Annotated in this window: 24 protein-coding genes, 1 tRNA gene and 1 pseudogene; 18 read left to right on the top strand and 8 right to left on the bottom strand. The window is 57.7% G+C overall.

Features of this window, described 5'->3' with window-relative positions; all coding sequences use genetic code 11:
• Window positions 1-5: 5 nt before the first annotated feature.
• The 12 genes from MOQ67_RS24040 (at window position 6) to MOQ67_RS23985 (ending at window position 8991) form a co-directional block, all read left to right on the top strand.
• Window positions 6-368: a DUF4398 domain-containing protein gene (locus MOQ67_RS24040; RefSeq protein ID WP_026140217.1), complete on the top strand. Its 363-nt coding sequence runs from the start codon at window positions 6-8 to the stop codon at window positions 366-368.
• A complete protein-coding gene (locus MOQ67_RS24035; RefSeq protein ID WP_046489324.1) occupies window positions 365-1180 on the top strand; it encodes an OmpA family protein in 816 nt (271 codons plus the stop codon). The genes MOQ67_RS24040 and MOQ67_RS24035 overlap by 4 nt, the downstream gene beginning before the upstream one ends.
• 204 nt (window positions 1181-1384) lie before the next feature.
• Window positions 1385-2824 carry an aminotransferase-like domain-containing protein gene (locus MOQ67_RS24030; RefSeq protein WP_017848515.1) on the top strand — a complete coding sequence of 480 codons (1440 nt, stop codon included), beginning with the start codon at window positions 1385-1387 and terminating at the stop codon, window positions 2822-2824.
• Between the two features lie 104 nt (window positions 2825-2928).
• Window positions 2929-3420 carry a translation initiation factor 2 gene (locus MOQ67_RS24025; protein WP_198718805.1) on the top strand — a complete coding sequence of 164 codons (492 nt, stop codon included), beginning with the start codon at window positions 2929-2931 and terminating at the stop codon, window positions 3418-3420.
• A gap of 162 nt (window positions 3421-3582) precedes the next feature.
• The gene (locus MOQ67_RS24020) at window positions 3583-3837 is read left to right on the top strand and encodes a YkgJ family cysteine cluster protein (protein ID WP_017848513.1); all 255 of its coding nucleotides are present in this window, start codon (window positions 3583-3585) and stop codon (window positions 3835-3837) included.
• Window positions 3838-3877: 40 nt separating this feature from the next.
• A complete protein-coding gene (locus MOQ67_RS24015; protein ID WP_198718804.1) occupies window positions 3878-4483 on the top strand; it encodes an START domain-containing protein in 606 nt (201 codons plus the stop codon).
• A 103-nt stretch (window positions 4484-4586) separates the two neighbouring features.
• The gene (locus MOQ67_RS24010; protein WP_046382393.1) at window positions 4587-4823 is read left to right on the top strand and encodes a hypothetical protein; all 237 of its coding nucleotides are present in this window, start codon (window positions 4587-4589) and stop codon (window positions 4821-4823) included.
• A gap of 213 nt (window positions 4824-5036) precedes the next feature.
• The gene (locus MOQ67_RS24005; protein ID WP_003193463.1) at window positions 5037-5378 is read left to right on the top strand and encodes a ribonuclease E inhibitor RraB; all 342 of its coding nucleotides are present in this window, start codon (window positions 5037-5039) and stop codon (window positions 5376-5378) included.
• Between the two features lie 216 nt (window positions 5379-5594).
• Window positions 5595-5756 carry a hypothetical protein gene (locus tag MOQ67_RS24000; RefSeq protein ID WP_198718803.1) on the top strand — a complete coding sequence of 54 codons (162 nt, stop codon included), beginning with the start codon at window positions 5595-5597 and terminating at the stop codon, window positions 5754-5756.
• A 70-nt stretch (window positions 5757-5826) separates the two neighbouring features.
• On the top strand, window positions 5827-7236 hold the full coding sequence (locus MOQ67_RS23995) for a circularly permuted type 2 ATP-grasp protein (RefSeq protein WP_046382394.1): 1410 nt from the start codon (window positions 5827-5829) through the stop codon (window positions 7234-7236).
• 4 nt (window positions 7237-7240) lie between these two features.
• Complete coding sequence (locus MOQ67_RS23990) at window positions 7241-8191, top strand: alpha-E domain-containing protein (protein ID WP_026140215.1); 951 nt, start codon at window positions 7241-7243, stop codon at window positions 8189-8191.
• Window positions 8188-8991, top strand: coding sequence for a transglutaminase family protein (locus MOQ67_RS23985; RefSeq protein ID WP_046489331.1), 804 nt, complete (start codon window positions 8188-8190; stop codon window positions 8989-8991). Before MOQ67_RS23990 ends, MOQ67_RS23985 begins: the two co-directional genes overlap by 4 nt.
• A 1-nt stretch (window position 8992) precedes the next feature.
• Here MOQ67_RS23985 and MOQ67_RS23980 read toward each other — a convergent pair whose 3' ends face one another.
• The gene (locus tag MOQ67_RS23980; RefSeq protein WP_046489333.1) at window positions 8993-9799 is read right to left on the bottom strand and encodes a c-type cytochrome; all 807 of its coding nucleotides are present in this window, start codon (window positions 9797-9799) and stop codon (window positions 8993-8995) included.
• 640 nt (window positions 9800-10439) lie between these two features.
• On the opposite strand from MOQ67_RS23980, the gene MOQ67_RS23975 reads away from it, so the two are divergent.
• From MOQ67_RS23975 to MOQ67_RS23965, 3 genes are all read left to right on the top strand, one after another.
• A complete protein-coding gene (locus tag MOQ67_RS23975; protein ID WP_017848505.1) occupies window positions 10440-11645 on the top strand; it encodes an acetyl-CoA C-acetyltransferase in 1206 nt (401 codons plus the stop codon).
• A gap of 15 nt (window positions 11646-11660) precedes the next feature.
• Complete coding sequence (locus tag MOQ67_RS23970; protein WP_198718802.1) at window positions 11661-13808, top strand: 3-hydroxyacyl-CoA dehydrogenase NAD-binding domain-containing protein; 2148 nt, start codon at window positions 11661-11663, stop codon at window positions 13806-13808.
• Between the two features lie 85 nt (window positions 13809-13893).
• Window positions 13894-14637, top strand: coding sequence for an amidotransferase (locus MOQ67_RS23965; RefSeq protein WP_104902632.1), 744 nt, complete (start codon window positions 13894-13896; stop codon window positions 14635-14637).
• Here the strand turns inward: MOQ67_RS23965 and MOQ67_RS23960 are convergent.
• The 3 genes from MOQ67_RS23960 to MOQ67_RS23950 all read right to left on the bottom strand — a co-directional run bounded on the left by MOQ67_RS23960 (window position 14615) and on the right by MOQ67_RS23950 (window position 17283).
• A complete protein-coding gene (locus MOQ67_RS23960) occupies window positions 14615-15586 on the bottom strand; it encodes a magnesium and cobalt transport protein CorA (RefSeq protein WP_026140214.1) in 972 nt (323 codons plus the stop codon). The two genes, MOQ67_RS23965 and MOQ67_RS23960, sit on opposite strands and share 23 nt — an antisense overlap.
• Window positions 15587-15628: 42 nt before the next feature.
• Window positions 15629-16375, bottom strand: coding sequence for a lysophospholipid acyltransferase family protein (locus MOQ67_RS23955; RefSeq protein ID WP_017848501.1), 747 nt, complete (start codon window positions 16373-16375; stop codon window positions 15629-15631).
• Between the two features lie 215 nt (window positions 16376-16590).
• On the bottom strand, window positions 16591-17283 hold the full coding sequence (locus MOQ67_RS23950) for a crotonase/enoyl-CoA hydratase family protein (protein ID WP_017848500.1): 693 nt from the start codon (window positions 17281-17283) through the stop codon (window positions 16591-16593).
• Between the two features lie 320 nt (window positions 17284-17603).
• Between MOQ67_RS23950 and MOQ67_RS23945 the strand changes: the two genes are divergently transcribed.
• A tRNA-Ser gene (locus MOQ67_RS23945) sits at window positions 17604-17693 on the top strand.
• 154 nt (window positions 17694-17847) lie between these two features.
• Here MOQ67_RS23945 and tnpB read toward each other — a convergent pair.
• Entirely contained in the window at window positions 17848-18105 is a 258-nt protein-coding gene (gene tnpB, locus MOQ67_RS23940) for an IS66 family insertion sequence element accessory protein TnpB (protein ID WP_017848499.1), read from the bottom strand.
• Between the two features lie 87 nt (window positions 18106-18192).
• Between tnpB and MOQ67_RS23935 the strand changes: the two are divergent.
• Window positions 18193-18510, top strand: a pseudogene (locus tag MOQ67_RS23935) (hypothetical protein); the annotation flags it as partial.
• A gap of 29 nt (window positions 18511-18539) precedes the next feature.
• On the opposite strand, the gene MOQ67_RS23930 reads toward MOQ67_RS23935, so the two are convergent.
• On the bottom strand, window positions 18540-19637 hold the full coding sequence (locus MOQ67_RS23930) for a DUF5677 domain-containing protein (RefSeq protein WP_017848497.1): 1098 nt from the start codon (window positions 19635-19637) through the stop codon (window positions 18540-18542).
• 539 nt (window positions 19638-20176) lie between these two features.
• Window positions 20177-21532 carry a RelA/SpoT domain-containing protein gene (locus MOQ67_RS23925; RefSeq protein WP_198717641.1) on the bottom strand — a complete coding sequence of 452 codons (1356 nt, stop codon included), beginning with the start codon at window positions 21530-21532 and terminating at the stop codon, window positions 20177-20179.
• Window positions 21533-22638: 1106 nt separating this feature from the next.
• Between MOQ67_RS23925 and MOQ67_RS23920 the strand changes: the two genes are divergently transcribed.
• Window positions 22639-24231, top strand: a complete 1593-nt coding sequence (locus MOQ67_RS23920) for a sensor domain-containing diguanylate cyclase (RefSeq protein ID WP_198717640.1) — start codon at window positions 22639-22641, stop codon at window positions 24229-24231.
• Here the strand turns inward: MOQ67_RS23920 and MOQ67_RS23915 are convergent.
• Entirely contained in the window at window positions 24228-25268 is a 1041-nt protein-coding gene (locus MOQ67_RS23915) for a DMT family transporter (RefSeq protein ID WP_198717639.1), read from the bottom strand. The two genes, MOQ67_RS23920 and MOQ67_RS23915, sit on opposite strands and share 4 nt — an antisense overlap.
• Between the last annotated feature and the right edge of the window lie 9 nt (window positions 25269-25277).

Raw genomic sequence — 25277 nt, 5'->3', positions numbered from 1 at the left:
TTTCAGTGATTTTTCGACCTTTTTTAGCGGCCCTCGCCGTCGTTGCTCTGGCGGGATGTGCAGCCGATCCTGCGCCGAATGAACAAATACGCCTCACCCAGCAAGCGTTGGAACAAGCCAACGCCGTGGGTGCCAACTCCGATGAATCGTCCGAACTGAAACTGGCTGAAGGTAAATTCGCCCAGGCTCAGGCTGATATGGCCGACCAGTCCTACAAGAACGCGCGCATGCAGGCCGAACAGGCCGAGCTGGATGCGCGTCTCGCCGAAGCCCAAGTGTTGACCCGCAAGAGCCAGGAACAACTGAACGTGCTCAATACCCGTATCACCCGCCTGCGCAAGCAATTGCAGCTGGGAGAAGCCCAATGAGCCCGATGATCCGTGGCTTGAGTTGTGTCGTGCTGCTGGGCAGCGCGGCCCTGGGCGGTTGCGCCAGCCACCCGAATGGCGAGCAGGCCCTGCAACAGGCGGGCAGCGACTTCCAGAAGGTCAAGGAAGACGCCAACGTGCTGCGCTTCGCGCCCAAGGACGTGATCCGCGCCGGAGAGTCCCTGGCCCGTGCCGATCGCTTGTCCAGCTATTGGGGCAGCGGTGCCGACGTGGTGCATTACGCCTACCTCAGCCAGCGCTACAGCGCGATCGCCCGCGAACACACCGAGCAGGCGCTCAATCAGGAACGTGGCGCCAAACTCGAACTGGAACGCCAGCGCCTGCAACTGGCCCTGCGCGAGAGCAAGCTGGTCAGCGTGCAACAGCAGGGCAAATGGCTCGAGGAACAGATCGCCAGCCTGGCCACCACCCAGACCGATCGCGGCCTGGTGATGACCTTGGGCGACGTGTTGTTCGACACCGGTGAAGCCGAACTGAAAAACTCGGCCAACCGCACCGTGCTGAAAATCGTCCAGTTCCTGCAACTGAACCCCAAGCGCATCGTGCGTATCGAGGGTTACACCGACAGCACCGGCGGCGAGCAGGAAAACCTCCAACTGTCCCGCGACCGCGCGCAATCGGTGGCGGATGTGCTGGTGGACCTGGGGATCGACGAAAAGCGCATCCAGGTCGAAGGCTATGGCGACCAGTACCCGGTGGAGGCCAATGCTTCCGAGCGCGGCCGCGCGCAGAACCGCCGGGTAGAGATCGTGTTCTCCGACGCGAAGGGCCAGTTGGGCGCCGCCCGCTAGGAGCCTGGCGCAAGCAAAATATGGGAGGGGGGCCCCCTCCCACATTTTTTTCGGGGGGCCCGAAACGCCTCAGGCCACCCTTACAGTTTTTTCTATCACTGCCGCTCGCGCTCGACTATTGTGGCAACTGTCCCCGTACACTTCTAAACTGTGCCGGTATGTTTCACACAAAAATAAAATAGCCGTGAAATCGAGTGCTGCGTCATGACCAATCTGTTGCTCTACCAACGTATCGCCCAGCAACTGGCTGAGGATATCCGGCGCGGTGTCTATCAACCGGGTGAGCGCGTGCCTTCGGTGCGCAAGATGAGCTCCCAGCTCAACGTCAGCCATGCCACGGTGTTGCAGGCCTACGCCAACCTGGAAGATCAGGGCTTGATTCGCGCGCGGCCGCAGTCCGGGTATTACGTACACCAGACACCGGCGCTGACGGCGCCGACGCCGGATATCGCCCGGGTCGAGCGCCCGGGGTTGGTGACGCGCAGCAGCATCATTCAGCAAGTGTTGGTGGAGTCGCGTCGCGAAGGCGTATTCCCGCTGGGCGCGGCCGTGCCGAGTGTGGATTACTTGCCGGTACGCGCACTGCACCAGCAGTTGGCCAAGGTCACGCGCTTCCAGAGCCCGCGGGCGTTCAGTTACATGTTCAGCCCAGGCTTCGAGCCGTTGCGCCGCCAGGTGGCGATCCGCATGCGCGATGCCGGCGTGGTGGTGGACCCGTCCGAAGTGGTGATCACCCACGGCTGCGTCGATGCCCTGCAGATGTCGTTACGGGTGCTGACGCGGCCGGGCGACCTGATCGCCGCCGAGTCGCCGACCTATTACGGCTTGCTGCAATTGGCGGATCTGCTGGGCCTCAAGGTCATCGAAATCCCCAGCGACCCTGCCACCGGCATGAGCCTGGAAGCCCTGCAATTGGCCGCTAACCAGTGGTCGATCAAAGCCCTGGTGCTGACCACGCGCCTGAGCAATCCGTTGGGCGGCACCATGCCCGAGGAGCGGCAGAAACACTTGCTGCGCCTGGCCTCGGATTTCGATATCCAGATCGTCGAAGACGATATCTACGGCGAACTGATGTTCGAACTGGGGCGCACCAAAGCCCTGAAAGCCTACGATCGCCTCGACCGCGTGATTTATTGCTCGAGCTTTTCCAAAACCCTGTCACCCGGCGTGCGTATCGGCTGGATGATCGCCGGCAAGTATCAGCAGGAAATCCAGCGTTTGCAGATGTTCAGCACCCATTCGGCGTGCAGCGTCACCCAGATGGGTGTCGCCGCGTACCTGGAGAACGGCGGTTACGATCGGCACCTGCGTTACATCCGCCAGGAGTACCGCAAGAACCTCAGCGCGTTCCAACTGGCGGTTCAGCAGTATTTTCCCGAAGGCACCCAGATGACCCGTCCGACCGGCGGTTTTATCCTGTGGGTCAGTTTGCCGGGGCGGGTCAATACCCAGGAACTGCACGTGCGTGCATTGCAGCAGGGCATCAGCATCGCACCGGGGTTGATCTTCAGTAATACGGAACAGTTCAACCACTGTATTCGTCTTAACTGCGGCACGCCGTGGAATCGCGAGGCAGAGCGGGCGCTGATGACTTTGGGGATGCTCGCCAGTCAGTTATGCCTGGAGACAGCGGCCGGCTTGTGAGGCTTGCCAAGTAGCCAGTTCTGATAGCTGGCCAATCACCGCGCTTGTCATGCTGCCCTCAACAAGCGAGCATATGGCCTTCTGCCGTTAATGCTGTTGGCAATATGACTTCTATTTTTCGCGCTGTTTTAGTGATTAGCCTGCTCAGCCTGAGTCACGTCGGCGTCACGCTGGCGGCGACGCCTGTGGCGGACCCCGCACCGACCGCGAGTACCGAGCGCACAACCCCCGCAAAAAAACCGACCCCGGCGAAAAAAGCCCCGGCGACCAACAAAAAAAACGCATCGGCAAAAAAACGCGCGCCGGTTGCGAGCAAGTCCGAGTCCGCCCACGAAGTGGCCCAGACCCACTTGCCACCGGCACAGTTGGACTTGTCCCTGCCTTCCGACATGGTCAGGCACCTGCAGCCCATCGGCAGTATGCCTGCGCCGAAAAACGTACCTTTGTTGCCGCCGATGTTTGGCGAAAAGCCGACTGACAACAGTGCATTCCAGATCAACGGTCGCCTGCTCAGCAATGAGATGAAGCTGCAACTGCGCAACGAAGAACGGCGTGAGGTGGAAGGCGCGGCGCTGGATTTCGAATTCAAGCAATAAACTTTTCCGGCGAAGGTGACGTCGATACTCGACCATCTGTCGCAGACTGGTCAGTCACTTTTATTTTCTGCGAAAAACCCCTGTTAGACCATTTTAAAACGGCTGTTTAAGGGCGTACTCTAGCCCGGCCGTCCCTATTGAGCCGTCGAGGACCTGTTGCTCATGAAATGCCGTGAAGGCTGTGGCGCTTGCTGCATCGCCCCCTCCATCAGTTCACCGCTGCCGGGAATGCCCCACGGCAAACCCGCGGGCGAACGCTGCCTGCACCTGTCGGTCGAACAGTTATGCCTGCTGTTCGGGCAACCGGAACGGCCGGCGGTGTGCAGTGATTTCAAGGCGGATATCGAGGTCTGCGGCACCGACCAGGCCGATGCGATCAGGTTGATCGGCTGGTGGGAGCAGATGACGGCGGCTTGATGGCTTTACTATCGGAACTTCAACAATAAGGAATACAACAATGGTTTCGCTGAAACGAATGGCTGTGTTGTGCGGTTTTACGGTGTTGTTTGCTGCCACTGCTCAGGCTGAGGATTGGCAAGTCGCCAAGGATGAAGACGGGATCAAGGTGTCGCTGAGCGAAGTCGCCGGTTCCAAGTACAAGGCGTATCGCGGTGTGACAGTGATCAAGGCCCCCGTGGCCAAGATCGAGGCCTTGCAGGAAGATGCGGTCGGTGCCTGCGCCTGGATTCATGATTGCAAGTCGCAAAAACTGCTCAAGCAGGAGGGCGTCAAGAGCTGGACCTACACCCAATTCAAGGCCCCGTTCCCAGTGACCGACCGCGATTCGATCCTGGAAATCACCACGTCCAAGGCCGCCGACGGCAGCGTGACCCGCACCCTGCTGGAAGTGCCGACCTATCAGCCGGAAGTGAAGGGTTATGTGCGCGTGGCCCAGGTCGACGGCTACTGGAAACTGGTGCCTAAAGGCGCCAACGAAACCGAAGTGACCTACCAGGTACACACCGAGCCAGGCGGCAGCGTGCCTTCGTGGTTGGCCAACAAGTTCGTGGTGGACGCCCCGTTCAACACCTTGAAAGCCCTCAGGGAACGCGCCGAGAAGTAAGCGCGGCAGACCCGGTGCCTGCGACCTTGAGTGGAACGTTTAGCGAGCCCTCAAGGTCCAGATAGAGGTAAGCCCACACGCGGGCTTTATCGAGGAGGCACCGATGCAAAAGTGGCAGATTACCTTCGTTGATGATCACGGTGTGCAGTCCGTGGAGCAGTTCACCTGCGAGCGCAAGCCCAGCCTCGAAGATGCGGCACACTTGATTCGCGACAAGCTGGTGCCGGTGGCCGCCGAACTGGACCTCAATGACCTGGAAGGCCGTAAACCCGAACCGACGGTCAAGATCCTCAAAGACCAGAACAGTATCCAGATCCTCGACATCTCTCCCGTCGTCTGAACATTCCCTGTCTGCCATTCAAGCGCCTCTGGTGGAGGTGATAGCTTCGCGCTACTCTGCAAGTGAGATCAGCGAATGAATCGCTAAGGTCTGGTCTTGTCAGCTACATGCTTGTTTTCCAGCGGTGATGTCATTGCCGTAGTACCCGCGCCAGTAAGGCGTGGGCTTCGGGAAGCACGGAAAGTCTATCCATCGGTTTGAGGAGGACGTTTCATGAGCACAGCCTATCAAGAAGACATCAGCACCAACGTTCTGCGCCGCATGAAAGAAGGCGGCTTCGATTTTTCACGGTTCCACCCCATCGAGTTCTACGCCATTTTCCCGGACGAGGAACGGGCGCGCAGGGCTGCGGGTCGGTTTCGTGGCGAATCCCTGAATGCCCAGGTCAGCGCGCGCGACGATGGCGCCTGGTACCTGGAACTGAGCAAGATCATGTTTGCAACCTACGACGGCATAGGAGACTTCGAGCAAGACTTTGAAGCGGTGGTCGAGCCGCTGGGCGGGATCATCGAAGGATGGGGCGTCAAGCAGGAGGTGCGTGGGTTACCCATGTAGCAGTATGAGAAACACAGCGTATCGGCTGACCTTTGGGTCGGCCGATTTTGTTTGTGGCGTCTGAAATCAGACGCAACTCGCGCTGTATTTCCAGGCAAAAAAAACCACCCGAGTGGGGTGGTCGAAAGGGAAGACCGGAGGAGTCGGTCGATACACGAGATCACACGGTACCGATTGCTCGATGGGTAAGGCTGTAGGACGAGTCCTGTTCAGCAGATGACGGTGATTATCCGCACCGGGGGGGCGGGCAGTGAAATCAACACTGGCTATGCTGTTGATAGTCAAAGCCCGCATTGTGATGAAGCGCGCGACAAGACACCGGGCATTCCGCGCACCAGGATGGTGCGCTTAACTCCCCGCTATTATTTAACTCACTGATTCTTAAGTGTTTATGCCGCTGGCACGGGCCTTGCGATGATTCTTGCGTCCGGGTGACAAGGAGTACGGCATGATCCGCACTTATTACGACGAAATGTACGATGGGGCAGGGCAGGTTCGCCCTCATTACCGCGAGTTCGCCCGCTGGTTGGCCGAAACCCCCGCTGAACTGCTGGCCCAGCGCCGGCGTGAAGCTGACTTGCTGTTTCACCGCGCCGGGATCACCTTCACCCTCTACGGGGATGAGCAGGGCACCGAGCGCCTGATTCCCTTCGACACCATCCCGCGCAGCATTCCCGCCAGTGAATGGCGGATTGTCGAACGTGGCTGCATTCAGCGGGTCAAGGCGCTGAACATGTTTCTCGCCGACCTCTACCATGAACAACGCATCATCAAGGCCGGGATCATTCCCGCTGAACAGGTGCTGGCCAACGAGCAGTATCAGTTGGCTATGCAGGGCTTGAATCTGCACCGCGATCTGTATTCCCACATCTCCGGTGTCGATCTCGTGCGTGATGGTGACGGCACTTACTACGTGCTGGAGGACAACCTACGCACGCCCAGCGGCGTCAGCTACATGCTCGAAGACCGCAAGATGATGATGCGCCTGTTCCCCGAACTGTTCGCGGCCCAGCGTATCGCGCCGATCGACCACTACCCCAACTTGCTGCTCGACACCCTGAAAAGCGCCAGCCCCCTGGATAACCCCAGCGTGGTGGTGTTGACCCCCGGGCGTTTCAACAGTGCGTTCTTTGAGCATGCCTTCCTCGCCCGGGAAATGGGCGTGGAACTGGTGGAGGGCGCCGACCTGTTCGTGCGCGATGACCGCGTTTTCATGCGTACCACCGACGGCCCCAAGGCCGTGGACGTGATCTATCGCCGCCTCGACGATGCGTTTCTCGACCCGCTGGCCTTCAACCCGGACTCCATGCTCGGCGTCCCCGGCCTGCTTGCCGCCTATCGTTCGGGCAATGTGGTGTTGGCCAACGCGATCGGCACCGGGGTGGCGGATGACAAGTCGGTGTACCCCTTTGTCACCGAGATGATCCGTTTTTACCTGGATGAAGAACCGATCTTGAAGAACGTTCCGACCTTCCAATGCCGTAAGCCCGACGAACTGTCCCACGTACTGGCTAACCTGCCGCACCTGGTGGTCAAGGAAACCCAAGGCTCCGGCGGCTACGGCATGCTCGTCGGTCCGGCTTCCACGGCGGCGGAAATCGAAGCCTTCCGCGCGCGTATCAAGGCCAAGCCCCACGCCTATATCGCACAGCCGACCCTGTGTTTATCCACCTGCCCGACCTTCGTCGAAAACGGTATCGCCCCGCGCCATATCGACCTGCGCCCGTTCGTGTTGTCCGGCAAGGAAACCCGCGTGGTGCCCGGCGGCCTGACCCGCGTGGCCCTGCGCGAAGGTTCACTGGTGGTCAACTCGTCCCAGGGCGGCGGCACCAAAGACACTTGGGTGGTTGAGGACTGATGCCATGTTGAGTAGAACTGCCTCGGATCTGTACTGGATGTCGCGCTACCTTGAACGCGCGGAAAACCTCGCGCGCATGCTCGACGTCAGCTATTCGCTGTCGCTGATGCCCCAAGACGGGCGCGGCGACGGCCTGCATGAACTGGCCATGCCGTTGCTGATAACCGGCACGCTGGACGACTACCACGCGCGACACGGTGAGCTGCACGCCGAACGCCTGCTGCACTTTTTCGCCCTGGACGCGGCCAACCCGGCCAGCATCTACAGCTGCCTCGGTGCTGCGCGGGCCAGCGCCCATGCGGTGCGTGGGCGAATCACGGCCGACATGTGGGAAAACATCAATGCCACCTGGCTGGATATCCGCGACATCGCCCAGCAAGGCTTGAGCCGCTACGGCATGAGCCGGTTCTGTGAGTGGGTCAAGGAGCGTTCGCACCTGTTTCGCGGCGCCACCTACGGCACCATCATGCGCAACGATGCTTTCCGCTTTATCCGTCTGGGCACTTTCATCGAGCGCGCCGACAACACCCTGCGCCTGCTGGACGCACGCTATGAAATGGCTGGCGACCAGGCCGAAGCGGTCAGCGATGGCACAGCCCACGCGTACTACCAGTGGAGTGCCTTGTTGCGTGCGTTGTCGTCGTTCGAGGCCTACACCGAGATCTACCGCGACGCCCCCGGCGCCCGGCAAGTGGCGGAGCTGTTGCTGTTGCGCGCCGATGTGCCGCGTTCGCTGCGGGCCTGCAGCGAAGAGATCGACCAGATCCTCGCCAGCCTGCCCGGCCTCAACGGCCGCCCGGCCCAGCGACTGGCCGCCGAAATGGATGCGCGCCTGCGCTTTACCGCCATCGACGAAATCCTCGAGGAAGGCCTGCATGCCTGGCTGACCGACTTTATTCCCTTGGTCCGCCAGTTGGGCGACGCCATCTACAGTTCCTACCTGGAGGCGGCATGAGACTCTCCATCAGCCACGAAACCACCTACCACTACGACGATCAGGTGCGCGCCAGCATCCAGTACCTGCGCCTTACGCCCCACGACAGCGAACGCCAGCACGTACTCAGTTGGCAACTGGATCTACCGCGTCCGGTGCGCGCCCAGGTCGACCCGTTCGGCAATATCCTGCATGTGCTGACCCTGGACGAGCCCCACGACGCCATCATCATCGGCGCCCGGGGCCAGGTCGATATCGACGAGTTGCGCGAGGCTGAGCACGAGAGCCAGTCGGCCTACCCATTCCTGCGCAGTACGCGGCTGACCGAGCCCGACGAAGCCCTGCGCCGCTTTGCCGAGCAGCATTGCCATCAGCGCCGCGACCGCGGCGCCTTGATCGACCTGATGCACGCGCTCAACCACTCGATGGTCTACACGCCCGGCGCCACGGAGGTCGACACCAGCGCCGCGCAGGCCTTCGCGGGGCGTGCGGGGGTGTGCCAGGACCACACCCACGCGTTCCTGGCCTGCGCGCGCAGCCTGGGGATTCCAGCGCGGTATGTGTCGGGGTATTTGTACACCGAGGACAGCACGCACCTGGCCAGTCACGCCTGGGCCGAAGCCTGGCTGGACGACGCCTGGTACAGCTTTGACGTGACCAACCAACTGGCGCGGCCGGAGCGGCACCTGAAACTGGCCGTGGGCCTGGATTATCTGGACGCCTGCCCGGTACGCGGCATGCGGCGCGGCGGCGGGCATGAGCAGATGCATGCCAAGGTGTCGGTGGCGCCGACGCCGCTGGTTTCGGTGCAGCAGCAATAGCTCAGGGCTGCTGCTTGCGCCCGGCCATATGCTTCAAATACCCCACCAGCAACGTCAGCTCGCTGTCGGGCAACACGCCGGCGGCGAAGGCCGGCATTTTCGCTTGGGGCCAGCGCCGCAGGCTTTGTGGGTCGCGGATATAGCGCTTGAGAAAATCGCCGCTGAAATATTCGGTGGGGTTGTAGGGAATGTTCAGGTCCGGCCCTACCTGTGCATCGCCAGCCCCATTGAGGCGGTGACAGGCCAGGCAGTTTTTCTGGAACAGCGCAAAACCCTGGTTGACCGGATCATTCGCGCTCAGCTTCGGATCGGGCAGCAACGCCGGAAAACGCTCGGCAACCGTCTTCAACTGCTTGATCCCGGAGACCTGGAACGGCCATTGCTCGGGGCTGATGTGCCCGGCCTGAGGGTTCGTCCACACCAGGTAGAACGGCCCGGCACTCGGCTTGTCGGCCGCCAGCGCGGGCCACGGATCGGTGGGATCTTCCACCGCCAGCCAGGCGCGGGCGCCGTGTGTTTCCAGCAAAGGCGCGGCGCTCAGTTCGGCGGCAAACCCGTCGAGCGCGATGGCCTGCAGATGGTTTTCCGTCTGCAGACCCGGTAGGAGTACCGCCAGCGGGACTGCGCGATACGTCATGCTTCGCTTGTAGGAAACGTCATCAACGATATGCACCGTCTGTGCATCGGGGTGCTTGAGCAGGTCTTCGGTCTGCCAGGTCTTGCTGGTGTGGTCCAGCTCGATGGTCAACTGCGCGGCGGCAACGGGCAGGGCGAGGAACAAGGCGAAGAGGGCGAGGATCGATTTCAAGAGAGAGGCCCGGTGCGAGAAGAAGTGGCGCCTAAGATACCGGAAAATTCCCAGGCAAAACGGCAGCCCCTGCAACAGGACCGCTATACGCAATGTCCTCGCAGGAGCTGCCAAAAACTGCAAGCCTGATGTACAGAATGGCGCGTGTGATTCGTCACCCAAGCACCTTGGTCAGGTTGGGCAAGATCAGAATCAGTGTGGTGGCGAACAGAATAAGTCCCGCCTGACGTATTTTCGAATGCTTGAACATGGCTGACTGCCTTTTGTTGTTATTCCTGAGCGTCAAATGCGTGCCGGTTTATTTCAGTATCGCAACGTGACGTGTCGCTTTTCTTACAGCTGCTCCAGCAAAACCCGGCAGCAACTTCCTACTGAGTGAACCTTAGAGCCCTCGTTCTGCGTGGCTTAGATCCATTTCATATCAACTTGTTATATTTTTTACTGAAAAAGGTATGAGGCCTATCGCCATCTTGGCGCCAATGCCTTGGCTAGACCGCTAAAACGATTAATCAAACGGTTGCACTCATCTGCTACCGTTCGTCCGAGCGAGGGGGTCAAACGCAATGAGCGCATCCGTCATTGAAACCGTGTCAATCGGGCCTAAGGTAAGGGCACACATGCACAGCGGTTCGAGGATGTCATGACCCAAGCTTTGATCTTTGATGCGATACGCACGCCCCGGGGCAAAGGCAAGGCCGACGGTGCCTTGTACAGCGTCAAGCCGGTAAACCTGGTGGCGGGTTTATTGACGGCGCTGGCCCGGCGCAGCGACCTCGATACCCGCCAGGTCGATGACATCGTCCTCGGCTGCGTCACCCCCGTGGGCGACCAGGGCGCCGACATCGCCAAGACCGCCGCGCTGGTGGCGGACTGGGACGTCTGCGTCGCCGGTGTCCAGGTCAACCGCTTCTGCGCTTCGGGCCTCGAGGCGGTGAACCTGGGCGCGATGAAAGTGCGTTCCGGCTTCGAAGACCTGGTGGTGGTCGGTGGCGTCGAGTCGATGTCCCGCGTGCCCATGGGCAGCGATGGCGGCGCCTGGGTGCTTGATCCGCAAACCAATCTGCACAGCCATTTCACGCCCCAGGGCATCGGCGCGGATTTGATCGCGACCCTGGAAGGCTTCAGTCGTCAGGACGTCGACGCCTTCGCCCTGCATTCCCAGCAGAAAGCGGCCCGGGCACGCGCAGACGGTTCCTTCAATAAGTCGCTGATCGCGGTGCAGGACCAGAACGGCCTTGTGCTGTTGGACCACGATGAATTTATCCGTGCCGACTCCACCCTCGAAGGCCTGGGCAAGCTCAAGCCCAGCTTCGAGATGATCGGACAGATGGGCTTCGACGCCACCGCGCTGCGGGTCTATAGCCATGTCGAGCGGATCAACCATGTCCACACCCCCGGCAACAGCTCCGGTATCGTCGACGGTGCCGCGTTGATGTTGATCGGCTCCGAGGCCAAGGGCCGCGAGCTGGGCCTGCAAGCGCGGGCGCGGATTGTCGCCACGGCGGTCACCAGCACCGACCCTACCATCATGCTCACCGGCCCGGCGCCAGCTACGCGCAAGGCGTTGGCCAAGGCCGGGTTGCGCGTCGAGGACATCGACCTGTTTGAGGTCAACGAGGCGTTCGCCTCGGTGGTACTCAAGTTCATCAAGGACATGGGCATCGACGCCGCCCGGGTCAACGTCAACGGCGGCTCGATCGCCATGGGCCACCCGCTGGGCGCTACCGGTTGCGCGATCCTCGGCACCTTGCTCGACGAACTGGAAGTGCGCCAACAACGCTACGGCCTGGCCACCTTGTGTGTCGGCGGTGGCATGGGCATCGCCACCATTATCGAACGCCTCTGAGCCCAAGGAATTGTCATGACCCAAGCCATTCGTTACGAAAAAGGCCAGGACCAGATCGTGGTCCTGACCCTCGACATGCCCGGCCAGAGCGCCAACACCATGAACGCCGTGTACCGCGAGGCTATGGCGGCCACCGTGGCGCGGCTGCAAGCGGAAAAGGACGGGATCGCCGGCGTGGTCATCACCTCGGCGAAGAAGACGTTCTTTGCCGGTGGCGACCTCAATGAACTGATCAAGGTCGACAAGGCCCAGGCCAAGGAATTTTCCGACAGTGTGCGGGTACTGAAGGCGCAACTGCGCAGCCTGGAAACCCTTGGCAAACCGGTGGTCGCCGCCATCAATGGCGCGGCCCTCGGCGGTGGCTGGGAGATTTGCCTGGCGTGTCATTACCGGGTCGCGCTGGACGACCAGTCGCTACAACTGGGGCTGCCGGAAGTCACCCTGGGCCTGCTGCCGGGCGGCGGTGGCGTGGTGCGGATGGTGCGCCTGTTGGGCTTGGAAAAAGCCCTGCCGTATTTGCTCGAAGGTAAGAAGATCCGCCCACGGCAGGCCCTGCAAGCGGGCTTGATCGACGCGCTGGCAGCGGATCGCGACGAACTGCTGGCCAAGGCCCGCGCCTGGATTCTCGCCCACCCCGACGCCGTGCAGCCGTGGGACAACAAGGCTTACCAGATCCCCGGAGGCACGCCGTCCAGCCCGAAAGTCGCGCAGATGCTCGCCATCGCGCCCTCGATCCTGCGCAGCAAAACCAATGGCTGCTTGCCGGCGCCGGAGAAAATTCTCTGCGCGGCGGTGGAAGGTGCCCAGGTGGATTTCGACACCGCGCACCTGATCGAAACCCGCTACTTCACCGAATTGGTCACCGGGCAGGTGGCGAAAAACATGATCGGCACCTTCTGGTTCCAGCTCAATGACATCAACGCCGGGCGTTCGCGCCCTGAGGGTTTTGCGCCTTACCTGACGCGCAAGGTCGGCGTGCTCGGTGCCGGGATGATGGGCGCGGGGATCGCCTATGTCAGCGCCTGTGCAGGCGTTGAGGTGGTGCTCAAGGACATCGACCTCGCAGCCGCCGAGAAAGGCAAGGCGCACTCGGCCACACTGTTGGACAAGAAGGTCAGCCGTGGGCAATTGACCGCCGAGCAGCGCGAAGCCACCCTGGCGCGTATCCATCCTACGCAGTCTGACGCCGACCTGGCCGGCTGCGACCTGATCATCGAAGCGGTGTTCGAAGACCGTGAGCTCAAGGCCAAAGTCTCTGCGGCCGCGCAAAACGTGGTCGGCCCGGACGCGGTGATCGCTTCCAACACGTCCACCTTGCCTATCAGCGGCCTGGCCACGGCGGTGCCGGATCAGGCCAAGTTCATCGGCCTGCATTTCTTCAGCCCGGTGGACAAGATGCCCCTGGTGGAAATCATCAAGGGTACACAGACCTCGGACGAAACCCTGGCCCGTGGTTTCGACTTCGTCCTGCAAATCAAGAAAACCCCGATTGTGGTCAACGACAGTCGCGGCTTCTTCACCTCGCGGGTGTTCGGCACGTTCACCAACGAAGGCATCGCCATGCTCGGCGAAGGCGTGGCTGCGCCGATGATCGAGACCGAAGCGCGCAAGGCCGGTATGCCGGTGGGGCCGCTGGCGGTGTCCGACGAAGTGTCGCTTAGCCTGATGAGCCATATCCGACAGCAGACAGCCAAGGATCTGCAGGCCGAAGGTAAAGCCGCGCCAACCCATCCGGCGACGCAGGTGATTGATCTGTTGGTCAACGAATACCAGCGCATGGGCAAGGCGGCGGGGGGCGGTTTCTATGAGTACCCCGCAGGTGGGCAGAAGTATTTGTGGCCGGAACTGAAAAGCCGCTTCGAACGCCCCGACCAACGCATTTCAGCGCAGGACGTGCGCGACCGTTTGTTGTTTATCCAGGCCATCGAAACCGTGCGCTGCGTGGAGGAGGGCGTGTTGATGTCCACCGCAGACGCCAACGTCGGCTCGATCTTCGGTATCGGCTTTGCGGCGTGGAGTGGTGGCGCTTTGCAATTTATCAACCAGTACGGCTTGAACGACTTTATTGCACGGGCGCGCTACCTGGCCGAGCAGTATGGCGAGCGCTTCTCGCCGCCGGCGTTGTTGCTGCAGAAAGCCGCACAGGGTGAAGTATTTCGGTGATCGATGCGGGGCTTGCTTTGCAGGTACATTTCAAGGCAGGCTCTGGAGGTGTTCAATATTCCCATCGCCGTGTCAGGTATTTTTTATGTCGCTACGCGTCTGCATCCTGGAAACCGATATCCTGCGTCCAGGCTTGATCGATCAGTACCAAGGTTACGGGCAGATGTTCAAGCGCCTGTTCTCCAAGCAGCCGATCCCGGCCGAGTTTGTCGTGTACAACGTGGTGCAGGGTGAATACCCGTCGGATGATGAGGTGTTTGACGCGTATCTGGTAACCGGCAGCAAGGCCGATTCGTTTGGCACCGACCCTTGGATTCAGACGCTCAAAACCTACCTGCTCAACCGCTATGAGCGCGGCGACAAGTTGTTGGGCATCTGTTTCGGTCACCAATTGTTGGCGTTGCTGCTAGGCGGCAAGACCGAGCGCGCCGGCCAGGGCTGGGGCATGGGCATCCACGATTACAAAATCGATGCCAAGGCGCCGTGGATGAGCCCTGAGGTACCGGAGCTGACGTTGTTGATCAGCCACCAGGACCAGGTGACCACCTTGCCGGACAATGCCACGGTCATCGCTTCCAGCGAGTTTTGCCCGTTTGCGGCGTACCACATCGGCGATCAGGTGCTGTGCTTCCAGGGGCACCCCGAGTTCATCCACGACTATTCCCGCGAGCTGTTGGAGATTCTTCAGACGACCTTGGGCGAGAAGGTCTACAAGAATGGCGTGGCTAGCCTCGAGCGCGACCACCACGGTGTGACCGTGGCGGAGTGGATGATGCGCTTCGTCGCGCACAAGCCTGAAGCCAAGGTTAAAGCCAGCCCGAACGCTTGAAGCTGGCCCACAAGCCGCTGCACCCTACGGCGATGAACCCCAGCACGCCAAAATAACCGTAATGCCATTGCAGCTCGGGCATGTTCTGGAAGTTCATCCCGTAAATCCCCGCCACCGCCGTGGGGAACGCCAGGATCGCTGCCCACGCGGCGAACTTGCGCTGCACCACGCTCTGGCGCGACGCCTCCAGCAACACACCGATCTCGATGGTCTGGCTGGCGATGTCGCGCAGGGTGGCCAGGTCTTCCATCTGCCGTGTGACGTGGATTTGTACATCACGAAAATACGGGCGCATGTTCTTGTCGATGAATGGAAAACTCAGCTTCTGCAGCTCTTCGCTGATCTCCACCATCGGTGCCACGTAGCGGCGCAGGCTCAGCACGTCACGGCGCAGGCTGTGGAGGTTCTGGATATCGTGCTCATTGAGTGAGCTGCACAGCACGTTGCGCTCCAGCTCATCGATCTCGGCGTGGATCGCCTCGCTGACCGGCTGATAGTTTTCGGTGACGAAATCCAGCAGTGCATAGAGTACGAAATCTTCCCCATGCTCCAGCAACAATGGCCGTGCCTCACAGCGCTGGCGCACCAAACCGTAGGACGCCGAGTGCCCGTTGCGCGCCGTGATGATGTAGCCGTTGCCGGCAAAGATATGGGTTTCGATAAACACCAGCTTGCCGTTCTCGCGCACCGGAGAATAAGTGACGATAAACAGCGCGTCGCCGAAGGTTTCCAGCTTGGGGCGGCTGTGTTTTTCCAGGGCGTCTTCGATGGCCAGTTCATGCAGGTTGAACTGGCGTTGCAGGTTGCCCAGCTCGCGAGCGTCGGGCTCTTCCAGGCCGATCCAGACAAAATGCCCGGGTTTGGCGGCCCAGGCCGCGCCTTCGTCGAGGGTGATATCGGTAACTTTTTTTCCGGCGCTGTAAACAGCGGCCGCAACAACTCTACCCATGGTGCCGATCACTTCTTATCAGGGGAACAGATGTTGGGCAGCTTAGCTGGAAGCGAGTTCTATTGTTATGGCACTTTGCAGTTCGTGGTCCATCGCCTTGATGCATTCATCCATCTGCGCGTAGCAGGCTTGCATCAACGCCGGGATGTCATCCACAGTCAGGCCGGTGGTAGGAATCGGCGGCAGCGAGCGTATGTGTACATCGCCACTGTTCCAGCGATTGAGTTGCATATGGGTGACGTAATTGCTCACGCACACCTGCACGATGGGCACGCCGGCGGCAATCGCCATGTGGAACGCGCCTTTCTTGAACGGCAGCAGGCCCTTGCCCAGGTTGCGCGTGCCTTCCGGGAAGACCCAGATCGACGTGTCCTTATGCTGCAGCGTCCGGGTGGTGGTGAGCATCGCACGGCGTGCCTTGTACGCATTGCCGCGGTCGATCAGCACGTTGCCCGCCAGCCAGAACAGCTGGCCGAACAACGGCACCCATTTCAGGCTTTTCTTGGCGATACACACGGTGCGGTGCGGCACCACGGTGCCCAGCACAAACAGGTCATAGTTGGACTGGTGGTTGGCGATGATCAGACAACTGCCGGGTTTGTTGCGCAGCGAATCGACATCGGCCTTGACGCGCAGCCCCAGTATTCGCATCGCCGGCAGCGCATACAGGCGCGCGCACAGACGGCTGTTGTCCGGGTTGAACGGCCGACAGATCCCCAGCAACACGCCCAAGCCGCCGGCGAGGATAAAGTGCAGGCCCATCAACGACATACGCAACAGAAACAGCATCGACACGGCACCATCGAGACAAAAGGTGGCGCAGTGTACGGATGTACACTGTATTCGGCAATTGCCCCGATAGAGGTAGGAGATAGGCGATGTTTAAGTACATGTTTCAATAAGTGCCAGCAGGGGCAGACTAGAGCGGCCAAGGATTAGTCGGTTGTTTTTGTAAGAAAAAGCCCGACTCAAGGTCGGGCTTTGATACGGCACATGTAGGCGGCTTAGCTCAAAATATGGCCCTGGTCCTGGATGATTGCTTCATCCAAGGCTTCGAGCAGGGCTTTGCGCACTTTCAATTTGGTCTGCTTGTGGGCGTTCATATTGAGCTTCTTCAACTGCCGCGCCGCTTCCAGTGCCGCTGTGTGCAACGCTTCTGGCGCCACCACCTTGTCGAGGAAACCGGCTTGCAATGCGCCTTGCGGGTCAAACATCTCGGCGTTGATCACCGAACGCTGAAACGCCGACTTGCGCAGACGATCGCGCGCCAATTCGATCCCTGCATGGTGCATGGTCATGCCGATCGCCACTTCATTCAGGCCAATGCTGAACGGGCCCTCGACCCCGATCCGATAATCCGCCGACAACAGCAGGAACGCGCCCTTGGCCACCGCATGCCCAGGGCATGCGACGATCACCGGGAACGGATGCGCCAACAGGCGCCGCGCCAGCGTCGAGCCCGACGTCACCAGGCCGATCGCCTCTTTAGGACCGGCGGTCATCACTTTCAAATCATAGCCACCCGACAGAATCCCCGGCGTTCCGGTGATGATCACCACCGCCCGATCCTTCTCGGCCTGATCCAGCGCTTCATTAAATGCACTGACCACCGCCGGAGAAATGGCATTCACCTTGCCGTTGCTCAAGGTCAGGGTCGCGATACCGTCTTCCAGGTGGTAGGAGATCAACTCACTCATGACGTGGTTCCTTGTAGGATTTGTTATAGAGGTGCATGCGCAGACGTTACTCACCACGCCCGGCCTGGTAAAGCGCTGTGACTGACTGGCCAGTCAGGCTTTCCTTCTATACCCGGCGGTAAACCGCCCGGGGCAGGGCGCAGCAACCGTCCCAGACGCGTGCCGTCGATGCCTGAGAATGGCAGAATCATCGCCCTCGCCTGGCCCGTCACGGAATACCGGTCTAACCGCATGAAAATTCTGAAAAAAACCTTTGCCATCAGCAAGTCTTTCGACTACATTAGCGCGCCTCGACAGACTGAACTGGTTTGACGAGATACGGTGAAGTGTCCGAGTGGCTTAAGGAGCACGCCTGGAAAGTGTGTATACAAGAAATTGTATCGAGAGTTCGAATCTCTCCTTCACCGCCACATTCTGCAAACACAAACCCCTGATTTTCCTAGTGAAAGTCGGGGGTTTGTGGTTTTTGGTGTGTAAAAAATAGCTATATGGGAACATCCATGGGAATAGTCCTCGCTGGGAGGCCCCTGCAGCCAGGGCACAATTGATCTAGGACGGGAGAATTCAGCTGTCAAAATCCGGCGATGTTTTGAAACGCTCGGACTCCAGGCGCTTCAGCCAAAGGCAAAAGCCGTTGCGTTCCCAATATAAAATCTTCACTCGGTTTCGAGGCTTGTTGAGGAAGACGAAAAGCACCGGATCAAACACCGCGACCTTGATGTCCAGTTCGACCAGAGCGGCGAGGCCGTCGATGGATTTTCGGAAGTCGACGGGCTTGGGGTACAGATAGACTTTTTCGACTTTTGCGTCGGGACGCATCATGAGGTGCTGGCTCCGGAAAGGAATCGGGAGCACATCATCGAGGGTCAGGTGGCGGCTTTGAATGTGAGGTTTATGGAGCGCTTACACTTGAACCTCGTGGTGGGGCAGAAGCACAACGCCACGGTGGGTGGCGACATGGAGGAAAGGATTCAAGGATTGCGCAAAAGCGTATCTGGGGTGAGTCAGCGACTGCATGCGCCCAAGACCTGGCTAGGGACCGAAGGGGTAAACGTACTGCAGGTGCTGTGTGATTTGCTTGATCTGGTACAGCAGATGAACACACAACTTGCCGCACACTCCCACGTACCCGGACCGGCGCCCAGTCAGACGGATGTCGCAGAGTTTTCTGCTAAAGCTTTGAGGGCTGGATTTATGGCCGCGAAACTAAAGCCCATCACGCTTTGAGCTCTGACGTAAATCCACCATGCTTTGGTCTAGCAACCTTCGTTTTGCTGGCTACATGCATCGCCTTTAACTTGAAGTGCTGCATCTGCTTCATCTACTTCTTGTTTTAATACTTCGTGCCAGAGCCATAGAACCGATATTTTGATCGGCGAGTCATCATTTGGATAAGCTTTAAGTAATGCAGCGGTCGCATGGATTAAAGACAAACTAGTACATTGTATCGGTTCTATGAGTCCTTCATTTGATGGTCCTGTCAATAGAATATCTTTTTTTGACATTGATGTGCCTAGCTTGTACCCGATACTGTCTATGCCTGCATGAATGTACTGATTTGCGAAGCTGAAGTGGTTTCGCAAAAAACTTAATCCAACAAATTTCTCCAAGTCAGTAAACCGTAAGTTGCCCTTGGGGGCAACAGTGTTACCAAGTGCTTTACGTGCCCACCCAAATTCTTGTTCGAAATGTGGTTCATATTTATTTAGGATTTTAGTTTTTTCATTCTCGAATTGGACCAGTTGCTCAGTAGGGATTGGGACGAATTCAAGTTCGTTATTGTCGTTATATTTTTTTGCTGCTTTAAGGCGAGAGATGTTTTGAAAGTCGAGGAATCTGGATGCTAGGTCTTCATCGCCTTCGCAAATAAACTTGGTTGTTGCTGACGTTTCGTGGAGCGTTCTCCATCTTGCAAACGCCCCATCCGCGTACCCGCCGTGCAATAAATGGGAAATTTCGTTTCCAATTTGTACGCAGCGCGCCTGCAGCCGTGTGGCAATATTAAATTTGTTGGTATGAATTGGTGGGAAATTGGTTTTTTCTTGTCGTAGTTCGTCTACGATCTCCATGCACATGTATAGAAGGCTGTTGAGCCTTATTAATGGGGTTTTCCAAGTTTCAAAGAGGCGCTCCCTGAATGCGCCAAGCACCTCGTAGTGTTCAGACATTAGGTCATCTTTTTCAGCGTCTAAAGCTTGATAGAAGTGAAGTGAGAAAAGTTCGTTAAGCTCTTCATGGTGGCTTTCGAAGAGCTCTGTAATTTTGTCTATTTCAACTGAACTTAAGTCTAATGAATCAATCACGCTTCGAAGCAACCCTGTACTCGAAACATTGCTGTCGCTATCTACATCCATTGCATTGCTCCTTTATATTGCTCTAACGGTGAGCGTAGAAGTTAAAGTGACAACTCTGCTTCGAAAAAATACTTCATCGGACTAATGACTGATTCAATTACTGCCGAAGCTTTCTTCTGAACTCCAATTGCAGGCTGGCTTATTCGAGTCGACACCACCAGGACCGCGCATATGTGCACCCGTCGACATACTCAATCCCACTTAGCACAAAGCCAGTCACCGCCATCCCCGCGAGAGTAGCATCCAATAGGCGCGATAGTGGATCCACCGCCAGAGACAGCCTACATCCACCCGAGCCACATTGGCGCTACGGCCGAGTCTACGCTATCCACGGGCTTCATACCCTAGGCGCCTTTACGTACTCAAATTATATGGAATCTGAAGCCAATGAAATGCCAATCGCTGTAGTTGCTAGCGGGTAGTAGTAATTCAATAGTTGGTTTGTTGTTTTGTGCTAAAAGTATATAGCTCAGACAATGGTTGAAGTTTTCAATGTCCATTTGTTTTCCTGCGAGCGCAAGCCGAAATTTTTCCAGTTTTTATTTTTCGTTATCTAGCTCTTCGGTGTTTTCATTGCTTTTCAACGAATTGTTATCTTCATTCATTTGCAGGACGGGCGGATTTTCGTTATCTATAGAAGTAGATGAGGGCAATGATGTGCTTTTTTTATTCATCTCTAATGCGTCGCGTTGAGAGCTATCTCTTACTTCTTGTGAAATTACTGCTGATATGCTCGTCATAGGCAGGCTTATTCCCTTTATCGCATCCTGCATAGCTGCGTTTGGTCGAGTGAGGTTTTGTATAGCCTCTAATATTGCAGGATTCGGGAAGTTGGATTGTTTAATAGCATTTGCGTATGCGGCGTTTTGGTTTCTCATGGCTTCAGTAAAACCAGGATCTATGGATAGACCAGACATTATGGAACGTGCTTGTTCCGCTGCCAAGTTAAGGTTGTGTATATTTGGAGTTAAAATGCTGTTGATCCATGTGCTGTTTTTGAAAGATGTATTGCGGTCCTTGATTTTGTTGACGCTAGTTTGAAGCGAGTCAATTGAATCATTTGGCGCTCTCCCGTCAGATCGTAGCTTATTGATTTCAAATTGAAGTTTTTCGACTTCGGCATCTCTAACTGATATGGCTAGTTCGCTTTCAATTAAGGATGCACTTTGCTGCTTTATTAGATTGTCTAAAAGTATGACAAATGATCCCATTTCGTCAGCGGTTCCAGACAAGCCATTAAATACGTTTAAAAAGTATTTTAAAATCTCATTGTTAGAGAAGTCAGGATATTTGACTCTATGGTCAATTTCACTCCATCCTTCTTGAAATATAGTTCTGACCTGGATTTCAACTAGTATAGGTTCTTTTTCCGGCTGGTAAGAAATGCCGTAGTGAATAGATCTGTACCCTGCACTATGTATTTCTTCTGTAGCGCCGCGTTCAATGATCTCGGATATTTCTAGGTCGCCATGTCTTTTAAAGATGGTGGTATCGTCTACGTTCCACGTGTCGCGTATCTGTTTATCTACTTCTATGCATTCTTCTTTCAGTAAGTGAAGTGCTCTCACGCCTATTAGGTCAGAAAAAACTGATCTGTAGTTTTCAGGTGTGATTGTTTGCCATTTATCCTTTGGTTTTACTTCAAGATTTTTTCTTAAGATCTTTTTTAAGACGGCGAAGGTGTCCTTAATTCGCCATCTTACTGAGTGAACACCACCAAAAGCTTGAATTCGGTTAGCAATTGTACCGCCGTATAGCACTAGGGTAGATCGCATTTTCTCATGCTGATTTGCGATACCAACAAATTGATCCCAGTCGAGTGTGGACTGTTCCCAATCCTTTTTCGTATAACCGGACTTTATAAGAAAGTCCTCTCTAGTCATTTGAAAAGTCATTTGTTGTCCCTAGGCATATGCAAGCGTTGACTATAAATCAAGTGGCTGTCCTGTTGCCATTATCAAGTTGCTGCCTGAGTTGCTTTTCATCCGATATCAAGAAAAATCTATTGGAAAAAGCACTTATCCCCCTCCCGCCGACGGGCTTTGTGTCCCTTTTTTGTGCAAACGGCTAGTGGGTGCAAACGAGGCTCCCGCCCAAGGCCGCTGCGGGGTCTGCGGGATGTTTCGCAATTGCACAGAGTGCAAGGCTTTGCAAAAAAGTGCAGTGGCTTTGCACATGCGTCAGGGGGCGGCAGGGGAGTGGTCACTTAGACGAGGTGCCCGGTTTACGGGGGCTATGGTTGTGAAAACCTGCTGCAGGCGGTGTTTTCGTTTTCGGAACCGCTCATATCAGGGGCCTACCAACCGCTGTCGAGCCCTACGTAAAAACGACTGTGAGGCCCAGCCTTTAAGGGTTTCCGGCATTCTGAGACATTGCACAGCATTGCCATCAATTTCCGGTTGTCAGTACCCATCAAGAGCGTGTGGAAAAAAACGCCAAGAAGGTTAGCGCATGGCTATTTTTCAGACGAGATATCAACTACCTGATTTTATTAGGATTTATCCGGTTTTCCACAGCTCATTACAAAAATTACCTTTTTCCCATGCCTCAATATATATCGTTCAAAACGCCTGTTGTGACCGTTTTCTCCAACCTGGGGCATTTAAGCCATGGGACAGATCCTGCGCACACTTCCGGGCTGCAGCCCTTGTAAACCGGGGGGGTTGTGTATAGGATGCCGCTCGCGGGTAGTTTCGAATCTCTCCTTCACCGCCACATTCTGCAAACACAAACCCCTGATTTTCCTAGTGAAAGTCGGGGGTTTGTGGTTTCTTGCGGCTGAAAAAAAGGCCATATAGGCCCAATGTGGGACTGACGCTGTTTTTTTCCGTCAGCCTTCGGACACGCCCGCTCGGCGCGTTCAGAATTGGCAGGTGGGCTTCCAGGCTGGTTAAACGGGCTGCTTCGGTCAACGATGGTCGAAGAGGTGCCTGCGAAAACAAGGACGATTCATCCTGCATCGAATCGTTTGCAATTCTTCCGCCCATCCGGACTGCGTAATATGACCACCCGACCGAAGCCGAAACTCAACCTTCGTATTCTGATTCTTATCTTTGTAATGCTTTCGGCAATCGCAACCCTGGCCAACAGTTTTTGGGTGACGTTCACGATTCAGAAGCAGGAGTTGATCGAGAATGCGCTGGAAGTGAACAAGGCCTACGCCTCTCGGATCGCTCGGAGTGTGGAGCAGGTACTCAATTCCGACCTCGATAAATTGAAATACAGTTCGTTCGTCATTGGCAAAGCGTTTGGCGATAAGCAGAATTTGACGGAGGAAGCCCAGCGACTGTTTGGGCAAGACGCCAGTTTCAACTCCGTGTTGATCGCCGATGCGGCGGGGACAATCATTGCCTCGGCTCCCGAAAACCTCCACCTCGATGGGCGCACGCTGCAACACCGCGAGCCTCTCAGCCTTCGCGTGCCGATAATCAGCAACGCGTTCAAGTCCATGGCTGGCAATCTGGTGGTCTTTGTCAGCCACCCCATATTCGACGCGAAAGGAGAGTACCTGGGGCTGATCGGGGGCAGTGTCCGACTTGAGCAGAGGAATACGCTCCAGGCGCTGATGGACACCAATGTGCGCAAGGACGGGGCGCATGTCTATCTTGTCGACAGCGCCCGCCGGGTGCTCTATCACTCCGATCCCGAGCACATCGGGACAGTCGCTGGAAAGGGGTTGATCGACGACGCGGCGCTCAGTCACGACGGGGGAACATTGCAGGCGATAGATGCCGATGGCGTGCAAATGCTCGCCGGTTTCGCCAGGGTGCCCATCAGCGGTTGGGGGGTGATCTCGCAGCAGCCGCTCGATAACATCCAAGCCATCCTGCGACACACCATGGCCAAGGTGGCGCAGGGCATCGCGCCGCTGGCGCTGTTCGGAATCGTGTTGATCTGGTGGCTGGGCGCGCGAATTTCGGTGCCGTTGTCCAGGCTTGCCGATTGCGCCAAACGGCTGGATTCACCGGACAGCTACGAACGTATCAGCGCAATCCCGACGCGCTATTTCGAAAGCTGGCAGATTCGCCGAGCGCTGCTGCTCGGCGCCACCCTGCTGCAGGAAAAGATCGGCAAACTCAACCAGCAAGCGCAAACCGACGCGTTGACCGGGCTGGCCAATCGCCGGGCGATGCAGGACGTTCTGTTGCGCTGGCAGGATGCCTACAAGGCGTTCGCGGTCGTGTCCATGGACATCGATCACTTCAAGCGCGTGAACGATACATTTGGCCATGGTGTGGGCGATGAAACGCTGCGCGCCATTGCGAGGCTCATGCAGCAGAATTCACGGTCCAACGACCTGCCTTGTCGGGTCGGTGGCGAGGAGTTCGTGTTGTTGTTACCCAATAGTTCGCTTCAGGTTGCAACGGATGTCGCCGAGCGACTGCGTGCCTCGATCGATGCCGCCAACATCGAAACGGTCGGGCACATCACCGTTTCGCTGGGCGTCGCGCTATGGCATCCCGGTGGCGATTCGATATCCGCTGTGCTGGAGAGGGCTGATCAGCTTTTGTATCAGGCCAAGCAAAGCGGGCGTAATCGGGTGGTCGCGGAGCAGGCTCGATGGGAGGCTGTGGCTATCGGGTCAAGCCTTTAATGCCGATGCCGATGATGAATATCCGGAAAATGTGGATGGCTATGCTTGATCGGGCTATGGGTATGCAGGTGACTGTGCGGCATCGCCGGGTCCCACTCGAGCGGGTGTTCATGTTGATGGTGCTCATCGTGGACATGCCGATGCCCGTGTTCCGTCGCCTCATGCTGATGTGCATGGGCGTGGCGCTCGGTCAGGTGCAGCCACACTCCGGCGGCCATCAGCGCGGCTGCAATCCAGAACGCGCCGGTCACCGACTCGCCCAGCACCAGCAAGGCCAGCGCGGCGCCGAGGAACGGCGCGGTAGAGAAATAAGCGCCGGTACGCGCACTGCCCAGCCCGCGTAAGGCCAGCACAAACAGCACCAGGCTGATGCCATAGCCGAGAAACCCGACCAGCAAGATCGGCGCGAGCTGCGCCAGGCCGGGGATCTGCGCGCCGAGATACAGCGCCAGGCTGCAGTTGACCACGCCCGCGATCAAGCCTTTGGCGCCGGCGATAAACAATGCGTCCGAGGCCGACACTTTACGTGTCAGGTTGTTATCGATGCCCCAGCACAGGCAGGCCACCGCCACGGCGAGCGGCCCGGTCCAATCGTGACTGTCGGCGCCGCCTTGGGGCCATGACAACGCCACGCCACCCAGCACAATCGCAATCATCCCGAGGACGATGCGACGGTCTGCGTTTTCCCTGAACACGAGCCAGGCGATCAACGCGGTCAATACCGATTCAAGGTTGAGCATCAGCGACGCGGTGGCGCCCGAGGTGCGGGTCAGGCCGAACATCAGGGCCACGGGCCCGAGGATGCCGCCGAACGCAATGGCGCCGAGCAGCCAGGGCCATTCGGAGGGGGTCAAGCCGGTGGGGGTCCAGCCGCGATCGCGGATCAGGCGCACGATGGCGAGTCCGGCACCGCTGCCGAGGTAAAGCAGGCCTGCGAGCAGCACGGGCGAGAGGCCCAGGCCGAGGCTTTTGGCGAGCGGGGTGCTGGCGCCGAACAGCGCGGCGGCGGCGAGTGCGTAAAGGATACTGAGGTTCATGGGCCATCC

This window comes from Pseudomonas sp. LY-1, assembly GCF_053502595.1.
Note: the sequence above shows the minus strand (reverse complement) of the source record. Positions and strands in the feature narration are given on the sequence as shown.